The 17,037-nt window shown below is 63.1% G+C and carries 16 protein-coding genes; 3 read left to right on the forward strand and 13 right to left on the reverse strand.

Going from position 1 to position 17,037, the window contains the following annotated elements:
• Positions 1-6 precede the first annotated feature (6 nt).
• Complete coding sequence (gene dhaL, locus NKH50_RS14740) at positions 7-642, forward strand: dihydroxyacetone kinase subunit DhaL (RefSeq protein WP_352701783.1); 636 nt, start codon at positions 7-9, stop codon at positions 640-642.
• Here the strand turns inward: dhaL and derI are convergent.
• Genes derI through NKH50_RS14755 form a run of 3 tightly spaced genes read right to left on the reverse strand, consistent with a single transcriptional unit; the run spans position 639 to position 2,642 of the window.
• Entirely contained in the window at positions 639-1,082 is a 444-nt protein-coding gene (derI, locus tag NKH50_RS14745; protein WP_254818715.1) for a D-erythrulose-4-phosphate isomerase, read from the reverse strand. The two genes, dhaL and derI, sit on opposite strands and share 4 nt — an antisense overlap.
• Before the next feature lie 26 nt (positions 1,083-1,108).
• On the reverse strand, positions 1,109-1,867 hold the full coding sequence (locus NKH50_RS14750; RefSeq protein WP_352701786.1) for a triose-phosphate isomerase: 759 nt from the start codon (positions 1,865-1,867) through the stop codon (positions 1,109-1,111).
• A gap of 10 nt (positions 1,868-1,877) precedes the next feature.
• Positions 1,878-2,642, reverse strand: a complete 765-nt coding sequence (locus NKH50_RS14755) for a DeoR/GlpR family DNA-binding transcription regulator (protein WP_352701788.1) — start codon at positions 2,640-2,642, stop codon at positions 1,878-1,880.
• Positions 2,643-2,898: 256 nt separating this feature from the next.
• Between NKH50_RS14755 and fba the strand changes: the two genes are divergently transcribed.
• The gene (gene fba / locus NKH50_RS14760; protein WP_352879542.1) at positions 2,899-3,963 is read left to right on the forward strand and encodes a class II fructose-bisphosphate aldolase; all 1,065 of its coding nucleotides are present in this window, start codon (positions 2,899-2,901) and stop codon (positions 3,961-3,963) included.
• Between the two features lie 44 nt (positions 3,964-4,007).
• Here fba and NKH50_RS14765 read toward each other — a convergent pair whose 3' ends face one another.
• From NKH50_RS14765 to NKH50_RS14810, 10 genes are all read right to left on the reverse strand, one after another.
• Entirely contained in the window at positions 4,008-4,946 is a 939-nt protein-coding gene (locus tag NKH50_RS14765) for a sugar phosphate isomerase/epimerase family protein (protein WP_352879828.1), read from the reverse strand.
• On the reverse strand, positions 4,946-6,463 hold the full coding sequence (locus NKH50_RS14770) for a glycerol-3-phosphate dehydrogenase (RefSeq protein WP_352738507.1): 1,518 nt from the start codon (positions 6,461-6,463) through the stop codon (positions 4,946-4,948). Before NKH50_RS14770 ends, NKH50_RS14765 begins: the two co-directional genes overlap by 1 nt.
• 19 nt (positions 6,464-6,482) lie before the next feature.
• The gene (locus tag NKH50_RS14775; RefSeq protein ID WP_254818720.1) at positions 6,483-7,523 is read right to left on the reverse strand and encodes a 2-hydroxyacid dehydrogenase; all 1,041 of its coding nucleotides are present in this window, start codon (positions 7,521-7,523) and stop codon (positions 6,483-6,485) included.
• 7 nt (positions 7,524-7,530) lie between these two features.
• Positions 7,531-9,093, reverse strand: coding sequence for an FGGY-family carbohydrate kinase (locus NKH50_RS14780; RefSeq protein WP_352701796.1), 1,563 nt, complete (start codon positions 9,091-9,093; stop codon positions 7,531-7,533).
• Positions 9,093-10,217 carry an ABC transporter ATP-binding protein gene (locus NKH50_RS14785; protein WP_352701799.1) on the reverse strand — a complete coding sequence of 375 codons (1,125 nt, stop codon included), beginning with the start codon at positions 10,215-10,217 and terminating at the stop codon, positions 9,093-9,095. Before NKH50_RS14785 ends, NKH50_RS14780 begins: the two co-directional genes overlap by 1 nt.
• On the reverse strand, positions 10,214-11,332 hold the full coding sequence (locus NKH50_RS14790; RefSeq protein WP_352879545.1) for an ABC transporter ATP-binding protein: 1,119 nt from the start codon (positions 11,330-11,332) through the stop codon (positions 10,214-10,216). The genes NKH50_RS14785 and NKH50_RS14790 overlap by 4 nt, the downstream gene beginning before the upstream one ends.
• A gap of 4 nt (positions 11,333-11,336) precedes the next feature.
• On the reverse strand, positions 11,337-12,194 hold the full coding sequence (locus tag NKH50_RS14795; protein WP_023676025.1) for a carbohydrate ABC transporter permease: 858 nt from the start codon (positions 12,192-12,194) through the stop codon (positions 11,337-11,339).
• A 9-nt stretch (positions 12,195-12,203) separates the two neighbouring features.
• Positions 12,204-13,127 carry a carbohydrate ABC transporter permease gene (locus NKH50_RS14800; protein ID WP_352879547.1) on the reverse strand — a complete coding sequence of 308 codons (924 nt, stop codon included), beginning with the start codon at positions 13,125-13,127 and terminating at the stop codon, positions 12,204-12,206.
• 150 nt (positions 13,128-13,277) lie between these two features.
• Positions 13,278-14,723: an ABC transporter substrate-binding protein gene (locus NKH50_RS14805; RefSeq protein WP_352505338.1), complete on the reverse strand. Its 1,446-nt coding sequence runs from the start codon at positions 14,721-14,723 to the stop codon at positions 13,278-13,280.
• A 44-nt stretch (positions 14,724-14,767) separates the two neighbouring features.
• Positions 14,768-15,742 carry a sugar-binding transcriptional regulator gene (locus tag NKH50_RS14810; protein ID WP_352701800.1) on the reverse strand — a complete coding sequence of 325 codons (975 nt, stop codon included), beginning with the start codon at positions 15,740-15,742 and terminating at the stop codon, positions 14,768-14,770.
• Between the two features lie 226 nt (positions 15,743-15,968).
• On the opposite strand from NKH50_RS14810, the gene NKH50_RS14815 reads away from it, so the two are divergent.
• Positions 15,969-17,012 (forward strand): substrate-binding domain-containing protein, encoded by a 1,044-nt coding sequence (locus NKH50_RS14815; RefSeq protein WP_352879550.1) that lies wholly within the window; start codon positions 15,969-15,971, stop codon positions 17,010-17,012.
• The last annotated feature ends 25 nt before the right edge of the window (positions 17,013-17,037 follow it).

A 17,037-nucleotide genomic window follows, 5' to 3' on the forward strand; every position in this document is an offset into this window, starting at 1 on the left:
AGCATCATGACATCCACCGATACGGCCAAATTGAAAAGAATGTTCGATGCGATCGCCGCGGCGATCGACGCCGACAAGGACAGGCTCTGCCGGCTCGACGGCGTCATCGGCGACGCCGACCATGGCATCGCCATGGCACTAGGCTTCGGCGCTGTGCGCGACACGCTGGACCAGATCGATGCGTCGACCGAGCCGACGGCATTGCTCAACACCGCGGCAAAGTCGTTTCTCAACGCAGTCGGCGCCTCGTCGGGCCCGCTCTATGCGACCGCCTTCATGCGCGGTGCCGCCGCCGTCAAAGGCAAGGCAATTCTGGAGGACGCTGACGTCATCGCCATGTTCCGGGCGATGGCACAAGGCATCCAGGATCGCGGCAAGGCCGAGCTCGGCGAAAAGACCATGGTCGACGCCTGGCTGCCGGCAGCGCAGGCAGCGGGTGTCGCACAGGAAGCCGGCAAGAGCCTGTCCGAGAGCCTGGATGCGGCACTTGCCGCGGCCGAAAGCGGCGCCGAGGCGACCAAGGACATGATCGCCACGAAGGGCCGCTCTTCGCGTCTCGGCGAGCGCTCGATCGGCCATCTCGATCCTGGCGCCGCATCGGCCGTGACGATCATCAGGGCAATGCGGAACAGTCTGGCTTAACCCCGCTTCGCCGCGTCGAGCCTGTCGATGGCCTGGACATTGCCGGCCGATGGTCCCTTCTCATCGAATTCCGATGCGAGCCAGGCGTCGACGATCGACTTGGCCAGTTCCGGGCCGATGACGCGCGCGCCCATGGTGATGATCTGGGCGTTGTTGGATTTTGCCGCGCGCTCTGCCGAATAGGTGTCGTGGGTGAGTGCGGCGCGAATGCCGGGCACCTTGTTGGCGGAAATGGATACGCCGATGCCGGTGCCGCAAAACAGGATGCCGCGATCGTTCTCGCCGTCCAGGATGGTCTGGGCGAGCTTCTGCGACAGGTCGGCATAGTAGCCCGCCTGGCTGAGGTCGCTAACCGTGAGGCCGGGCTTGGTGGCGAGGTGAGCGGCAATGACGTCGAGCAGCGGCTTGCCGGCGCTGTCGGCTCCAATGGCTATTTTCATGTTCGGTTTCCTTCCTGTTCGATGCTTCAGATCGCCGCCGAGGCGCGTTTGAGGATGTCGATATAGCCTTCCGCCTGCCAGGCGGAACGGCCGATGAACAAGCCGTCTATATTGGGCTGGCCGACCAGTTCGGCGGCATTTTGCGGATTGACGCTGCCGCCATAAAGCACCGGCGGCACCACCGGCAGCAGGTCGCGGGCGATTTTCTTGATCAGCGCCTGCTGCCTGTCGGCATAATCAGAACTGGCCGGCACGCCCTTGTCGCCGATCGCCCAGACCGGCTCATAGGCAAACAGGATCGTCGCCGCCTTCGCCGCCCCTTCGAGAAACTGCAGTGCGCCGTGCACCTGCAGGGCCAGTATCGCAGCGGCCTGCCCGCTGTTGCGTTGAGCCAAGGTCTCGCCGACGCAGATGAGTGGCACGAGACCGTGCTTCACCGCCGCTGCAGTCTTCAGCCCGACAGCCTTGTCGGTCTCGCCGAAATGCTCGCGCCGTTCGCTGTGGCCCAACTCTACCATATCAAGTTCGCAGTCTTTCAGCATTACCGGCGAGATCTCGCCGGTCCAGGCACCGGCGTCGGCCCAATGCATGTTCTGCGCGCCAACCTTGATGCGTGTCGGCGACAGCGCTTTCTTGACCTCGCGGACCGCCGTGAAGGGCGGGATGACGAAAGGCTGAATGCGCTCGTCGAAACCGGGGACGAACTCCGCCAGCGCCTCGGCGAAAGCCATCGCCTCGGCGAGCGTCTTGTTCATTTTCCAGCTGGTGCCGACCCAATAAACCATACGCGCCCTCCTAGTCTGCGATCACGGTCAGCGAAACGCCAGCGCCATCCAGCGCGGCGCGCATCTGCGGCTGCGGCTCGCGGCCGGTGAAGACCATGTCGAAGGCCTTGAGATCGGTCAGGAAGTGCAAGGCGGTGCGGCCAAACTTGCCGTGATCGGCCAGCAGATATTTGCGCGCTGCTGCGGCCATCATCAGCCGTTTGGTCTGGACCACTTCCTGATCTTGGTGAAAGGCAGAGGCACCATGGATGGCCGATGAAGACAGGAAGGCGACATCTGCGCGCAAAGATTTCAGCGTGTCTTCGGCGAGCAGGCCGAAGAAGCCGTGGAACTTCTTGCTGTATTGGCCGCCAAGCGCAATCAGGTTGATGCCGGCAACGCCCGCCAAATCCTGGATGACAGCCAGGTTGTTCGAGATCACCGTCAGCGGACGCAGATCGGCAAGGTGCCGAGCAACGCCGCCCGCGGTCGAGCCGTCGTCGATAATCACCGTCTGGCCCGGTTCGATCATCCTCACGGCGGCGACGGCGATGCGCTTTTTCTCGTCGCCAGCCAATCTCTGGCGGTAACGGAAATCGCTCTCGAAAAGGCTGCTCGGCTGGATCGAGGCGCCGCCGCGCACCTTGCGCAGAAAGCCGCTTTCCTCGAGCTCGTCGAGGTCGCGGTGGACGGTCATCTTCGACACGCCGAAGCGTGAGGCAAGATCGTCGACACTGGCCGTACCGGTGTCCATCAGAAAATCCATGATGCCTTGCCGACGGCCGTCGCTCTTCATTTCCGCGGCTTCCTCGTGCACCCCGGTTCCGAGACATAACAGCAAACGTCGCACAAGCCATCAAATTTTTTGTGATAATGTTATGTCTCTATGGGATATCATGACGCTTCTGGTCGCGTGCTGTAACAAGAATTGCTGCCGGCCGAGCGCCCAGCGGTTGCGGTGCCGCGGAAATCCGGCCAGAAGCATCAGGGGCTCGACGACAACCGAACAGCCCGCAAACACTGGCTCGAAACCGGATACGGGAGACTACTGAGTGGCTCGCATCACACTGAGACAATTGCTCGATCATGCCGCCGAATACGGCTATGGCGTGCCTGCCTTCAACATGAACAATATGGAACAGGGCCTCGCCGTCATGGAGGCAGCCGAGGAGACCAAATCGCCGGTTATCCTGCAGGCGAGCCGCGGCGCGCGAGCCTACGCCAACGATGTGGTGCTGGCCAAGCTGATCGACGCGCTGGTCGAAATCCATCCCGATATCCCGGTCTGCATGCATCTCGACCATGGCAACAACGAAGCCACTTGCGTCACCGCGATCCAGCACGGCTTCACGTCGGTGATGATGGACGGATCGCTGAAGGAAGACGGCAAGACACCGGCCGACTACACCTATAATTCCGGCATCACCCGCCGCGTCGTCGACATGGCGCATTGGGGCGGCGTCTCGGTGGAAGGCGAGATCGGCGTTCTCGGATCGCTGGAGATGGGTGGCGGCGAGCAGGAGGACGGCCATGGCGTCGAGGGCGTCATCAGCCACGACCAGCTGCTGACCGATCCCGTGCAGGCCGAACAGTTCGTGCGCGACACCCGTGTCGATGCGCTGGCCGTCGCCATGGGCACCAGCCACGGCGCCTACAAGTTCAGCCGCAAGCCGGACGGCGCTGTGCTGGCCATGAACGTCATCGAGGAAATTCACCGCCGCCTGCCGAACATGCATCTCGTCATGCACGGCTCGTCCTCGGTGCCGGAAGAGCTGCAGGAGATCATCAACAAATACGGCGGCCAGATGAAGCCGACATGGGGGGTGCCGGTCGAGGAGATCCAGCGCGGCATCAAGCACGGCGTGCGCAAGATCAACATCGATACCGACAACCGCATGGCGCTGACCGGCGCCATTCGCAAGGTGCTGACCGAGAACCCGGGCGAATTCGACCCGCGCAAATATCTGACGCCGGCGATGGCCGCCATGCGAAAGCTCTGCAAGGAGCGTTTCGAGCAATTCGGCACCGCTGGCAACGCACCGAAGATCAAGCCGCTGCCGCTATCGGAAATGGCCAGGCGCTATAAATCCGGCAGCCTCGACCCTAAATTCGGCTGATGTGTTCTGGATGAGCAGGGGCCGCATCGGCTCCTGCTCATCCATCATGCTCGCGGCAAAAGATCGGCCCTGCCAGTCTCGATGAAGGGCGCCCAATAGTCGACCGACTCGCGGATCATGGCGATGACCCGGTGGTCGACGGGCTCGCGCTCGCGGAACGACAATTCGAGGCAGATCTCGTTGTCGACGCCGCCGCCACGGCGAACCGTCTCCAGCAGCTTTTCCGGCGTGATGCGGCCGTCCTTGTTGTGGGCGGCAATGAACGGCCAATGGCCACCCTTGTTCATCGACGACTGCTTGACGTGGATGATCGGCGATTGCTTTGGAAAGGCTTCGGCCCAGGCATAAGGGTCGATGTCGTCCGGATTGCTCGACGTCACGTCGCCATGGTCGATGTCGACCATCATCTTGAGCGGGATCGCCATGCCGGCGGCATCGATCTCGCGCTGCAGCGTCCGGCAGCTCTCGATCGTATGGCCGAACTCGCGGCCGACCGACATCGGCTCCCAGAACAGGTAGATCAAGCCGGCGGCCCGGGCATGCTCGGCAACCTCACGCCAGCACGCCAGCGCGATGTCGAAAAGCCGCGCGCGACGTTCAGGATCGTCGTAATCCCGATGGGTGAAGATCGCGAACTGCGTACCCATGCCGCCGGCGCCGAGCTCGGCCGAAATTTCGGCAAAGGTCTTGAACCAGTCGACGTAGTAGCGTCGCACGTCGGCATCGGGATGGCCGAAATGATTGAGCCGGCCGTAAGGGCCGGTCATCGCCGAGGTCACGCGCACCCCGGTGCGGTTGAGAGCGGAGCGGAACAGGCGGGTGAATTTAGCGATCGTTGCCGCCGGCCAGCCGGGATTGATGAACTCATGCGTGAGCTGCACGTCGCGGATGCCGATGTCGTAGGCGATCGTATCGATCAGGTCGTCCGGTTCGGCAAAACGGTTGACCAGCGGATTGGTGTTGAGGGACAGCGTAAAGGCCATCAGCCGGCCTTCGCCAGCCGATTCGAACACCAGTCCTCGAACGCTTCTCTTTCCGCGCTGGACAGATGCAGGCCGTGCTTGGTGCGTCGTTCGAGAATATCGGCCGCGGTCTCGGCCCATTCGTGCTCGAGCAGGTAGTTGGCTTCGCGCTCGAAAAAATCCTTGCCGAAGCGCCGGCCCAGTTCGGTGAGCGAACCGGCCGCGCCGACCAGATCACGCGTCCTTGTGCCATAGAGCCGGCCATAATGCTTGACCAGGGAGGCGGGCATCCAGGGATATTCGTGGCCGAGGTCACCGAGGAACTGCTCGAAATCGGCATTGGCGATATCGCCGCCCGGCAGATGCCCTTTCGAGGTCCACGGCTTGCCCATCTTCGGAAAGAACGGGGCGATGCGGTCCAGCGCGTGCTCGGCCAATTTGCGGAAGGTGGTGATCTTGCCGCCGAAGACGGAAAGCAGCGGCGCCTGCCCTGCCGAAGCGTCGAGTTCGAAAATATAATCGCGGGTCACCGCACTCGGATTGTCGGCATTGTCGTCATAGAGCGGCCTGACGCCGGAAAACGAATGAACGACGTCGCTGCGCGCAAGCTGGCGCTTGAAGTAGCGGTTGACCACCTTGATCAGATAATCGATCTCGCCGGCATCCGCGGTCACGTCTTCCGGCCGCCCGTCATAGGGGATGTCGGTGGTGCCGATCAGCGCCAGATCGTTCTGGTAGGGATTGATGAAGATCACGCGCTTGTCGCTGTTTTGGACGAGATAGGCCTGTCGCCCTTCCCAGAATTTTGGCACGACAATATGGCTGCCCTTGACCAGGCGCACGTTCCGCTTGGAGTTCTGGCCGGCCACGCGGTTGACGATGTCGTTGACCCAGGGACCGCCGGCGTTGATCAGCGCGCGTGCCCGGACGGTGGTCCTGACGCCGGTTCGACCGTCGCGCATCTCCACCGACCACAGGCCGCTTTCGCGACGGGCGGCAATGCAGGCGGTGCGGGTGAATATCCTGGCCCCGCGCTCGGCGGCGTCGAGCGCGTTGATGACGACCAGGCGGGCGTCGTCGACCCAGCAGTCGGAATATTCGAAGCCGCGCTTGAAGGCGTCCTTGATCGGCGCGCCTTCGGGTGCGGTGCGCAGGTCGAGCGTGCGGGTGGCCGGCAGCCGCTTGCGGCCGCCAAGATGATCGTAGAGGAACAGGCCGAGCCGGACCAGCCAGGCCGGCCGGTCATCGGGGCTGTGCGGCAGCACGAAGCGCATAGGCCAGATGATGTGCGGCGCGGATTCGAGCAGCACCTCGCGCTCGATCAGCGCCTCCCGCACCAGGCGGAACTCGTAATATTCGAGATAGCGCAAACCGCCATGAACGAGCTTTCCCGATCGCGAACTGGTGCCCTCGGCGAGATCGTCTTTTTCGCAAAGAATGACCGACAGGCCCCGGCCCGCCGCATCGCGCGCGATTCCGGCGCCATTGACGCCGCCGCCGACGACGAAGAGGTCGACGATTTCGGTTTCACCGTTCATCTCGCTCGATGCCCTGTCGTCAGCATGGATTGACCGGAGGCAGACCGGCGATGAAGCGGCGCACTTCCTCGGCCGCCTGCTCGGCCGCATAAGTCACCGTGCGCACCGACGCGCCGGCGATATGCGGCGTCAGTGTCACGTTCGGCAACTGCAGCAAGGGCCAGTCGGCAGGCACCGGCTCGACGGCGAACGTCTCCAACATGGCACTGCCGATCTGTCCCGAGACGAGCGCCTCGTAGAGTGCATCGTAGTCGACCAGCGGTCCGCGCGCGGTATTGACGAAGATTACGCCTGGCTTCATCCGGGCAATAGCGTCCTTGCCGATGAGGCCGCGCGTCTCTTCGGTGACCCGGGAATGCAGCGTGACCACATCGGAGCGCGACAGCAGATCGTCCAGCGCTACCAGCTCGACGCCGGCATTGCGGTCCTCGACGCTCAACTGCACATAGGGATCGCAGACCAGGATGCGACAGCCGAAAGCACGCAGCAGCCGAACCAGCCTGGTGCCGATATTGCCATAGCCGATGACGCCAACGGTCATTTCGTTGAGCTCGCGGCCGGTGCGGTCGGCGCGGTAGAGATCGCCGCGCCACTCGCCCTTGCGCAAGGCTTCGTGACCGACGCGGATCAGCCGCGTTTCGGCGAGAATGGCGCCAATGGTGAACTCGGCCACCGCGCTGGCGTTGCGGCCGGGCACATTGACCACCGTGATGCCATGGGCCTTGGCGGCAGCCATGTCGATGTTGATCGGCCCGCCGCGCGACACCGCAACCAGCTTGAGTGTGGGCAGGCGCTGCATCATGGCTTCGGAGAGCGGCGCAAGCTGGGTAACAAAAATTTCGGCATCGCCGATAAAATCGACCACCTCGTCCGGATCGCCGAAATACTCCTTGACCTTGTCGAGGCCGAGCGCCGCATTGCCGAATTGCATCGGCTCGTCGGGCCAAGCGGTCTCAACGGTGCGGATGTCGAGATTGTCGCCGCAGGCCGCCTCGATTTTCTCGCGAAACACGTCCGGAAGCATGAAGCGGTCGCCGATGATCGCAATTTTCTTGGGCATGCTCTTCTCAATTCACGTCGGTTTGCCTGGACGCGGCCAGCGAACGCCAGACCGGCCGCAGCGCCTGGTGCGCCAATGTGTAGGACGGAGCCATCGCCTCATAGGCAGCGGCAAGCTTTCGGTCGCTGGGCTCGGCCGCACGGAGCAACGGTGTGACCCATTCACTGACGCAATCGTCCATCGATGCGTACTGGCCGACGCAGACCGCAGCAATCATTGCGGCGCCCGCCGCACCGGCCTCCTCGCGCTCGCTGGTGCGAATGTCGGCGCCGATCGCAGCACCCAGGATATTGCGCAGCGCCGGGCTCCTGGCCGCTCCGCCGGTCAGGCGGATTTCCTTGGGCAGCGGCCCCATGGCGGCGTAGCAATCGCGTGCCGCGAAAGCCAGCCCCTCGAACACCGCACGAACCATGTCGGCATAGCCGTGCCTGGACGAAATGCCGATGAAGCCGGCCCGGGCATTGGCATCGACGAACGGGCCGCGCTCGCCGGCCTCCGAGACATAAGGCTGGTAGAGCAACGAGCCTGGCTCGGACGACGATATCCACTGGTCGACCAGCGCGATCATCTCGCCATTGGTCCGTGTGATACCTTGCGAGGCGAGAATGCCGGAGGCGAGGCCAAGGACCCAGTCAATATTGAGCGTTGCCGCCATGTTCGACTGCATCTGCGCAAAGACGCCCGGTGCCGGCATCGTCATCGTGTAGCCGGTTGCAGCCTCATTGAGCAGAACCTCCTCCGGCGTTTCGGCAAGCCGCATATGCATTCCGGTGGAGCCAATGATCGAGCATCCCGGCTTGCGCTCGCGATCGAACAGGCCGGCGCCAAGCGCCGTGCAGGCGACATCGACATAGGCCAGAACGACCGGTGTGCCGGCGAGCAGACCGGTCGCTTTGGCTGCTGCCGCCGACAGCGAGGTGCTTTGCCTGGTGCCATCTACGATCGGCGGCAGCAGATGCCGGAGATCGGTGACTCCGAGTACCTCGAGCACATCATCTGAATAGCCGCGCGTGCGGAAGTCGCCGAAGGTAAAGGTGCCCTCGGACGGGTCGGTGGCGCGTTGGCCGGTCAATTTGAAATAGAGCCAGTCCTTGCAGTGGAAGGCCGTCGCTGCATTGGCAAGCATCGCGGGCATGTGGCGCTTCATGAAGACGAACTGCGATCCCTGCTGGCAGGCAGCGAGCCCGCTGCCGGTCTTTTCGAAGCGCAGCCGGTCCTCGGGCCGCGCGCGTATCTCCTCGACGACCGCGGCAGCGCGCGCGTCGAGCCACAGCCAGCCCTTGGCCACCGGCTCACCATCCTTGTCGATCAGCCAGGTGCCGTCGCCCTGCCCGGTCACGGCGATGGCAATGGTCCGGCTGGCGAGATCCGGCACCTTGTTGGCAAGCTCGTGCAAGGTCGTCGCGGTATCGGCCCAGGTGCGTGTCAGGTCCTGCTCGGCGCCGCCGCCCGGCAGTGTCTCGTACTTGTTGGGCAGCGCGGCGGCCGCGATCTGCCTGCCCGCCGTGTCGAAGGCGACGGATTTGATGACAGACGTGCCGGCGTCGACGCCGATCAGCACATCCCGCATCAGGCAAGCTCCGTGCCGTGCGAAATGGCGTCACCGCTCGCCTGATCGAAGACGTGCAGGTTTTTTGGATCGATGCTGACCTTGATCGGCGCCCCGAGCTCCAGGCGGGTCCGGTCATGCTCGACCAGAACCAGCGAACCGCCGGCGAAATCGGCGGCGATATGGGTCTGATCGCCGAGCCATTGATTGGCCGAAACCGTGGCCGGCACGCCGTCCTTGGAGCGGCGGACAGCATAAGGCCTGACGCCGATGACGACGCGCTGCCGGTTGAGCAATTCGTCGCGAACCGGGCCGCTGAAGGCATCCTTGTCGTAGTCGAGCGAAAGCCCGTCGGGCAGCTTGAGACTGATCTTGCCGTCAGTCGTGCCGACATAGGCTTCGAAGACATTCATTGGCGGCTCGCCAACGAAGGTGCCGGTGAACAGGTTTGCCGGCCGCTCCTTGATCCTGTCAGGCGTATCGAACTGCTGCAGCACGCCGCCTTCCATGACGGCGATACGGTCGGCCAGCGCATTGGCCTCCGTCTGATCGTGGGTGACCAGGATCGCGGTCAGGCCGCGCTCCTTGATGAAGTGCTTGATGCGGCCGCGCAGCACAGCGCGAAGCTGCGGCTCGAGTTGGCCCATCGGCTCGTCCAGCAGGTGCAGGTTGGCTTCGCGGATCAGCGCCCGGCCGAGGCTGGCGCGCTGCTGCTGGCCGCCGGAGATCGAGCTCGGATAGCGCTCGAGAATGTCCTCTATCTCAAGCAGCTTGGCGATATGAGCAACCTTTGCATCGACCGCGCTCTTAGCCAGCCTGGCAGCCTTGAGGGCGAAGGCCATGTTCTCGCGCACGGTCAGCGGCGGGTAGAGCGAATAGCCCTCGAAGGCCATCGCGACGTTGCGCTTGACCGGCGGCAACGTGTGCACCTTGCGGCCGGCAACCGAGATTGTGCCGCGTGAGACCTCTTCGAAGCCTGCGATCATGCGCAATGTCGAGGTCTTGCCGCAGCCGGATGAGCCGAGCAGTGCCACGATCTCGCCCTTGGCGATTTCCATCGTCAGGTTCTTGACGGCGTGCACGCCGCGGTCGATCGGACCGTAGAACTTGTCGACGCCCGAAATGGTGATTGCGCTCGGGCTCATGCCGCTTCTCCACTGCGCAAATTGACGACATTTTTCGAGCCGATGCGCTCGCCGCTTGCACGATCGAACAGCACGGCGCTTTTGCTGTCGACAGCGATATGCGCCCTACCCTCGGATTGACCCGGTATCCCGGACGGACGCGAAACCAGGATTTCACGGCCGCGCACGGTGCGCACCAGGGTGACGATCTTCTCGTTGAGCGGCGTCTCGGCCTCGACCGTCACCGGGATGGCGCCGGACGTGCCTTCGTCAACAAAGGCCAGCGCCTCCGGCCGCAAGCCTATCACGCAGTCACGGCCGACCGCCGCCTCATGCGCGCCGGCCAGATGGACCTGGACATTGGACAGGCCGACATAGACGCCCTTGGCATCCCGGGACGGCTTGACGTCGAGCAGGTTGATGGTCGGGTCGCCGAACAGTCGGGCGATCTCGACGTTGGCCGGCTCGCGATAGATCTGTTCGGGCGTGCCGAGCTGTTTCACGACGCCTTGCGACATCACTGCGATGCGATCGCCAAGCGCCATCGCTTCCTTGTAGTCCTGGGTGACGTAGACAACGGTTGCGCCACGATCGGCGAGCAGTCTTGGCAGTTCGAGCCGCATTTCGAAGCGCAATTTGGCATCGACGTTGCGCAAGGGATCATCGAGCAGCAGAAGCGGCGGCGAGCCGACCAGGGCGCGGGCAAGCGCGGTGCGCTGCTTCTGGCCGTTGGACAGCGCCCGCGGCTTGTGGCTGAGCACATGGCCGATCTTCAACAGCTTGCCGACGCTCTCGACGCCGGCCTTGATCGCGCCCTGCGACGAATGCTTCGCCTGCAGCGGCGTGGCGATGTTGTCGAACGCCGTCATATGCGGGAACAGCGCGAAGTTCTGGAATGCCATGCCGACGCCGCGGAACTCGGCGTCGACGTCGGTCATGTCCTCGCCGCCGATGAGGATCTTTCCCTCGTCGGGGTCGATGACGCCGGCGACCAGCCGCAATAGCACCGTCTTGCCGGCGCCGGACGGCCCGAACAGGACCAGCGTTTCGCCGTCGGCGACGGTCAGCGACAGATTGTCGAGAACGGTCTGGCTTTTGTAGCGCTTGACGATGTTTCGCAGTTCGAGGCTTGCCATCGGACTATCCTTTCACCGCGCCAAGCGACAGGCCTTCGACGAGATAGCGCTGCGCATAAAGCGCGAGCGCCAGCGTCGGCGTGATCGACAGCACGATCGCGGCTGAGATCTGGCCGTACTGGATGCCGGAGGAGGTGATGAACGCCAGCGCGCCGACCGTCACCGGCTGCTTGTCGGCTGAAGCGAGCACCAGCGCAAAGACGAAATTGTTCCAGGCGAAGATGAAGGCGAGTAGGCCGGCAGCGGCAATGCCCGGCCCGGCGAGCGGCAGCGCGATCTTGCGGAAGGTGGCAAACCAGGAATGGCCGGCGATGCGGTAGGCGTATTCGATGTCGGCCGGAATATCCTCGAAATAGCCGCGCACGATCCACAGGATCAGCGGCAGACAGATCAGCTGGTAGACCCAGATCAGCCCGATATAGGTGTTGGCCAGCCCGAGCTTCTGGAAATAAAGGGTGAGCGGCAAAAGCACCAGCAGCGCCGGCGCGAACCGGAACGACAGCAGCGTGAAGGCGATGTCCTCCGAGCCGCGGAATTTGTGCCGGGCAAAGGCATAGGCTGCGGGAACGCCGAGCAGTAGCGCGACGGCAACCGAGGTGACCGACAGGAAGACGGAATTCCAGAGATTGCGCATGAAGGCGATGTCGAGCGTGCCGGCTGCCGTCATCAGCTTGCCTGTGATCAAGGCGGTGTAGTTGGCGAGCGTCGGCTCGAAGACAAGCTGCGGCGGGATCCGCAGGATTGTCTCGTTGGTCTGGAACGACATCATCAGGATCCAGACGATCGGGAACATGAAGAAGATCACGACCAGCGCCAGGGCTATGCCACGCAGGATGCGTTCGAGAAGGGAGGTGTGTTCCATGCCAGCCTCCTATGCATGGCCGCGGGCGCGTTCGCGCAGCCGCAGCCAGTTCTTGATGAAAATGTTCGAGAGGAAATAGGTGATCGCCCACAGGATGATCATCAGTGCTGCCGAGCGGCCGACATTGGTCGACTGGAAGAAGTTGAGATAGGCCTCCACCTGGAAGACGGTCAGCGTATCGCCCGGCCCGCCTTGGGTCATGGCGTAGATGATGTCGAACTGCTGGATTGAATCGAGCAGGCGGAACAGCGTCGCTGTCAGGATATAGGGGGTCAGCATCGGCAGGGTGATGCGGAAGAAGACGAAGCTGCGCGGCACGCCGTCGAGTGCTGCCGCCTCGAAGGGCTGCGTCGGCAGGCTGCGCAGTCCGGCAAGCAGCAGGATCATGATGAAAGGCGTGTAGACCCAGATGTCGACAAGGACGACGGTGAGCAATGCCGTCGACGGAGACGACGCCCAGCGGAAATCCTGCAGCCCGATCAGGCTAGCTAGATAGCTGAGTACACCGAAGCCGGGATTGGTCATCAGCTTCCACATCAGCGCGGCGAGCGCCGGCGCCGTCATCAGCGGCATCAACAGCATGATCGAGATGAAGTTGTTTAACGTCGAGCGCCTCTGCAGCAGCATGGCGATACCGAGACCGAGAAGCAGCTCGAGCACGACGGTGATGCCGGCGTACAGCAGCGAAATCTCCAGCGTGTTCCAGAACTTCGGGTCGGTGAAGAAGGAGATATAGTTGTCGCCCCAGTTGAACTGCCGCGCCCAGGGTTGGCTCAACCGGTAGCGCTGGAACGAATAGACCACCGAGGTCAGGAACGGGATCAGGATTCCGATGCAGACCAGCAGGGCCGGCAGGCTGAGGAGGTAAGGCAGCACACGCTTGCTGATCCTGAAGCCCGACGGCCCGTTTCTTTGTATTGTCGCCGCAGTCATCTGCTGCTCCGTCATCCTGTTGCTTCGCCGTCCCGGCCGCCCAAGGGAGCAAGGCGGCCGGTCGGGCGAGCAGGCGGCACCTTTCGGGACCGCGTCGCAAACGATCACATCTCAAAGGCTGGCCCGCGACGGGCCAGCCTTTGCCGCGCCTTAGCCGAGCCCGGCTTCCTTGAGCTGGCCGTTGATGCTCTCGGCCAGCTTGTCGAGGCCCTCGTCGACCGGCACTTCCTTGGCGACCATCTTCTGCAGCGTCGCCGCCCATTCGGTGGTGAGATCGAAGAACAGCGGCTGCGGAGTGAACTTGATGCTGGCGCCCGGCGCCGAGACGTCGAACATCTCGACATAACCGGGATAGCTCTTGTTCAACTTGTCCCGGAACATCTGGTCGTTCCAGACCGACTGGCGGACCGGATTGACGAAGTCCATCTTGGTCGCACCGAACAGTGCATGCTCGGGTCCGGATGCCCATTGCATGAAGTACCAGGTGGCGTCCTTGTCTTTGGAGAAGTTGGACATCGACAGCGACCAGATCCAGATATTGGGCGTCGGTGCCTTGGCGGCGGGATTGGCCTTGAACGCCGCGAAGGCGAGCTTGCCGGCCATCTTGTTATCACCGCCATTCATGAAGTAGCCGAGAATGTCGGCATCGTAGATCATCGCCGAGGCGCCTGCACCGAGATCGGTGCCGACCTGGTACCAGGTATAGGTCGACCAGTCCTTCGGGCCGCTCTCCTGAATCATCTGGACCCACTGTTTGTGGAAAGCCTTGGATTCGGCGGTGCTCATCGCGGCCGACAGCTTGCCGTCAGCCGAGACGTTCAGGTCCTTCTGGTCGAAATTGGCGTAGGCCGACAGGAAGCCCGGGTGGATCGTTGCCCAGGAGCGCGAGCCGCGCACGCCTATGCCGTAGACGCCTCCACCAACATCCTTGGTAAGTTTCGCCGCCGTAGCGACCATCTCATCCATATTGCCGGGAACGCTGACGCCGACCTTGTCGAACATGCCTTTGTTGTAGGTGATGTTGTTCTGTTCGAAACCCCACGGAATGCACCACTGCTTGGCGTCGTCGGAACCGAGCACTCCGCCAGGCTGGCCGTTCCAGGCGCAGGACTTCCTGACGCCGGGCAGGAAGTCGTCCCAGGCATATTTCGGGTTGGTCTTGGCCGGATCCTTGATCCATTCGTTGAGGTCGGTGATCCAGCCGGCCGGGCCGTAGGTCCAGGTCATGTAGGCGCCCGTCATGAAAGCATCGTATTCGGGCGAGCTGGCCGACAGCGCGGCGGTAACCTTGTCGAAATAGACGTCTTCGGGGAACACGTCATAGACGACATTCATGCCGGTCAACTGCTTGAAATTGTCGAGGTTGGCGATCATCGCATCGGCGTAAGGATGCTTGTTGAGCAACAGCTTGATGGTCTTGCCCTTATGCGCCTGCCAGTCGAAATCAGCCGCCAGGGCGCGGGTCTGCCCGAAATTGAGCAGTGTGCCGGCGGTGCTGGCGGCAAGGCCCATTGTACCGAGGCCCTTGATCAGCCCACGGCGGTCGACTTGTCCACGCAGGAACGCGTCGATGAGGTCTTTCTCTTTCTCACGCATTTCTCTTCTCCTCCACAGGGTAGTTTCAACGAAATGGTTGCCGGCTACCCGACCGGCGTCTGTTCCACGAGCGATCGCGCCGTCCGCTCGTCGGTTATCAAGCCTTTGAGATAGCGGCCCTCCAGCACTGACTTGATGGCGCGAACCTTCACCTTGCCGCCGGCAACGGCGACAATCCTGCGGTTGCTGATGTCTTCGCGCGCCAGCGCCAGCGCCCGGTCGGAAAGCGTCGTCGCAACGGCCTTTCCGGCGTTGTCGAAGAAATGCCCGAGCAGTTCGCCGACGCCGCCATTGCGGCGGATCTCCTCCATCTCGCCCTTCTCGATCATACCGGTGGCGACAAGCGAGGCCTCACGTTCGGCGGTGCCGATGCCGGCGATAAGCAAGTCGGCGGACTTGGCGAGGTCGAAGACATCGCTGACGCCCTTCTGCCCGAGCAACACGGTTCGATCCTCGACCGTGTTGGCGAACATCGGTACGGGCATCACATAGGCCTCCGCACCGGTCCGTTCCGCGACGCGGTGGATGACGTCATGCGGATTGGCCGAGAACTTGCGCGTCAGGCCGCCAAGCAGCGAGACGAAACGGATCCGGCCGGCCGATATGCGCGGCAGATACTCCACGCAGGCGGCAAGCGTGCGGCCGTGGCCGACGCCGATCAGCGCCTCTTCGCCGCGTTCGATCTCGCGCTTGAGAAACTGCGCGCCTGCGATGCCGAGCGCCTTGAGCGGCAGGTCTTCGGCATCGAAGTCCGGAACTACCTCGCAATAGTCGAGGCCGTAGCGGCCGGACAACTCGTCCTCAAGCTCCACGCATTCGGAGACTTCGCCGTCGATATAGACTTTGACCAGGCCTTCCTGATTGGCCTTGGTGATCAGGCGATGCGCCTTGAGGCTGGTCAGGCCGAGCCGCTTGGCGACCTCCGACTGGGTCAGGCCGCCGGCATAGTGAAGCCAGGCGGCACGGGCTGCCATACCTGTCTCATCGTCGCGCAGCAGGCCGTTGCCAAAACCAACCATTTCCGCCCTTTGATATTTTTATCAGTTGCTGCAAAATTTTTCACAAGGCGTCGCCCGAGTCAAGCAACCGCTGCGTTTAAATCGCCGACTAGGAGCTTGCGGGCCGGGGTCGATAGGGCCGCGCTACCCAACGGGCAAGAAATCACATCGACCGCGCACCATTTAAAACGTTTGCAATTTCGCTTGAAGTGATTACAAACGTTTCAAACTTCGTTCGGGAGGAACGATGCCGGCCCGCGTTACCACCCTCAAGGAACTTGCTGCGCAGCTCGGCCTGTCGATCACCACCGTTTCGCGGGCCCTTGCCGGCCACGAGCAGATCGCCTTGAAAACGCGCCAACGTGTCACCGAGGCCGCGCGCCTGGCCGGCTATGTGCCGAATACCGCAGCCCGCACGCTGGTCTCCGGCCGCAGCGGCTTTGTCGGCATGGTGCTGCCGATCCGCGGCCCCAATCTGGTCGATTCCTTCCTCGGCGAATTCGTCACAGGGCTCGGCGAAGGGCTGGTTTCGCACGGCTCCGACCTGATCCTGGCCGCAGCGGCGCAGGGCCAGTCGGAACTTTCCGTGCTTCGCCATGTCGTCGAATCGGGCCGCGCCGACGGGGTCATCGTCACCCGTATCGCCGAGGTCGACGAGCGGCTTGCCTATTTGCGCCAACGCAATTTCCCGTTCGTCGCGCATGGCAGGCTGCTCGACGGCGACTTTGCCTACCATTGGCTCGATACCGATGGCGCGCATGCTTTCGGCGAAGCCTTCGACATGCTCTACGACCTCGGACACCGGCATTTCGGCCTGGTGACGATTTCCGAGCCGATGACGTTTCGCCATCTTAGGCAGGATGGGCTCGCCGCCGCGATCGCCCGCCGGGGCGATCCGTCGGTCAGGCTCGATGTGGCGACGGCGCCGCGTTTCGATCGCGGTGCCAGCATCCAGGCGATCAACCGGCTGCTGCACGCTGCCGAGCGGCCGACGGCCATTGTCGCGCTGTTCGACGAGCTGGCGCTGACGGTCATGGAAGAGGCAGGGCGCGCCGGACTTGCCATTCCTCACGACCTGTCGGTGATCGGCTTCGACAACATAGCCGCCTCCGCCTATGCGCCGCCGGGGCTGACCACTTTCGACGCCTCGATCCGCCAGTGCGCGCGCGAGATCGGCGAGATGCTGCTGACCGTCATCGGCGACAGGCCGACCAAGCCGCTGACGCGGCTGGTGCGGCCGATACTTGTCTCGCGGGCAAGCCATGGCCCGACACCTACAGGACGGAACTGACGCCTTAGCGGCGCACAACCAGGGA

Source organism: Mesorhizobium sp. M1027, assembly GCF_040318745.1.
GTDB lineage: Bacteria > Pseudomonadota > Alphaproteobacteria > Rhizobiales > Rhizobiaceae > Mesorhizobium.

Bases quoted from the DNA above. Each gene is read 5' to 3' on its own strand.
- NKH50_RS14765 (WP_352879828.1), bottom strand. From the start codon at position 4,946: ATGGCCTTTACGCTGTCCCTCAACACCAATCCGCTGGTCAACCGTTTT.
- NKH50_RS14815 (WP_352879550.1), top strand. From the start codon at position 15,969: ATGCCGGCCCGCGTTACCACCCTCAAGGAACTTGCTGCGCAGCTCGGC.
- dhaL (WP_352701783.1), top strand. From the start codon at position 7: ATGACATCCACCGATACGGCCAAATTGAAAAGAATGTTCGATGCGATC.
- NKH50_RS14785 (WP_352701799.1), bottom strand. From the start codon at position 10,217: ATGAGCCCGAGCGCAATCACCATTTCGGGCGTCGACAAGTTCTACGGT.
- NKH50_RS14790 (WP_352879545.1), bottom strand. From the start codon at position 11,332: ATGGCAAGCCTCGAACTGCGAAACATCGTCAAGCGCTACAAAAGCCAG.
- NKH50_RS14805 (WP_352505338.1), bottom strand. From the start codon at position 14,723: ATGCGTGAGAAAGAGAAAGACCTCATCGACGCGTTCCTGCGTGGACAA.
- NKH50_RS14755 (WP_352701788.1), bottom strand. From the start codon at position 2,642: ATGAAGAGCGACGGCCGTCGGCAAGGCATCATGGATTTTCTGATGGAC.
- NKH50_RS14810 (WP_352701800.1), bottom strand. From the start codon at position 15,742: ATGGTTGGTTTTGGCAACGGCCTGCTGCGCGACGATGAGACAGGTATG.
- NKH50_RS14780 (WP_352701796.1), bottom strand. From the start codon at position 9,093: ATGCGGGATGTGCTGATCGGCGTCGACGCCGGCACGTCTGTCATCAAA.
- NKH50_RS14775 (WP_254818720.1), bottom strand. From the start codon at position 7,523: ATGCCCAAGAAAATTGCGATCATCGGCGACCGCTTCATGCTTCCGGAC.
- NKH50_RS14800 (WP_352879547.1), bottom strand. From the start codon at position 13,127: ATGACTGCGGCGACAATACAAAGAAACGGGCCGTCGGGCTTCAGGATC.
- NKH50_RS14750 (WP_352701786.1), bottom strand. From the start codon at position 1,867: ATGGTTTATTGGGTCGGCACCAGCTGGAAAATGAACAAGACGCTCGCC.
- NKH50_RS14770 (WP_352738507.1), bottom strand. From the start codon at position 6,463: ATGAACGGTGAAACCGAAATCGTCGACCTCTTCGTCGTCGGCGGCGGC.
- derI (WP_254818715.1), bottom strand. From the start codon at position 1,082: ATGAAAATAGCCATTGGAGCCGACAGCGCCGGCAAGCCGCTGCTCGAC.
- NKH50_RS14795 (WP_023676025.1), bottom strand. From the start codon at position 12,194: ATGGAACACACCTCCCTTCTCGAACGCATCCTGCGTGGCATAGCCCTG.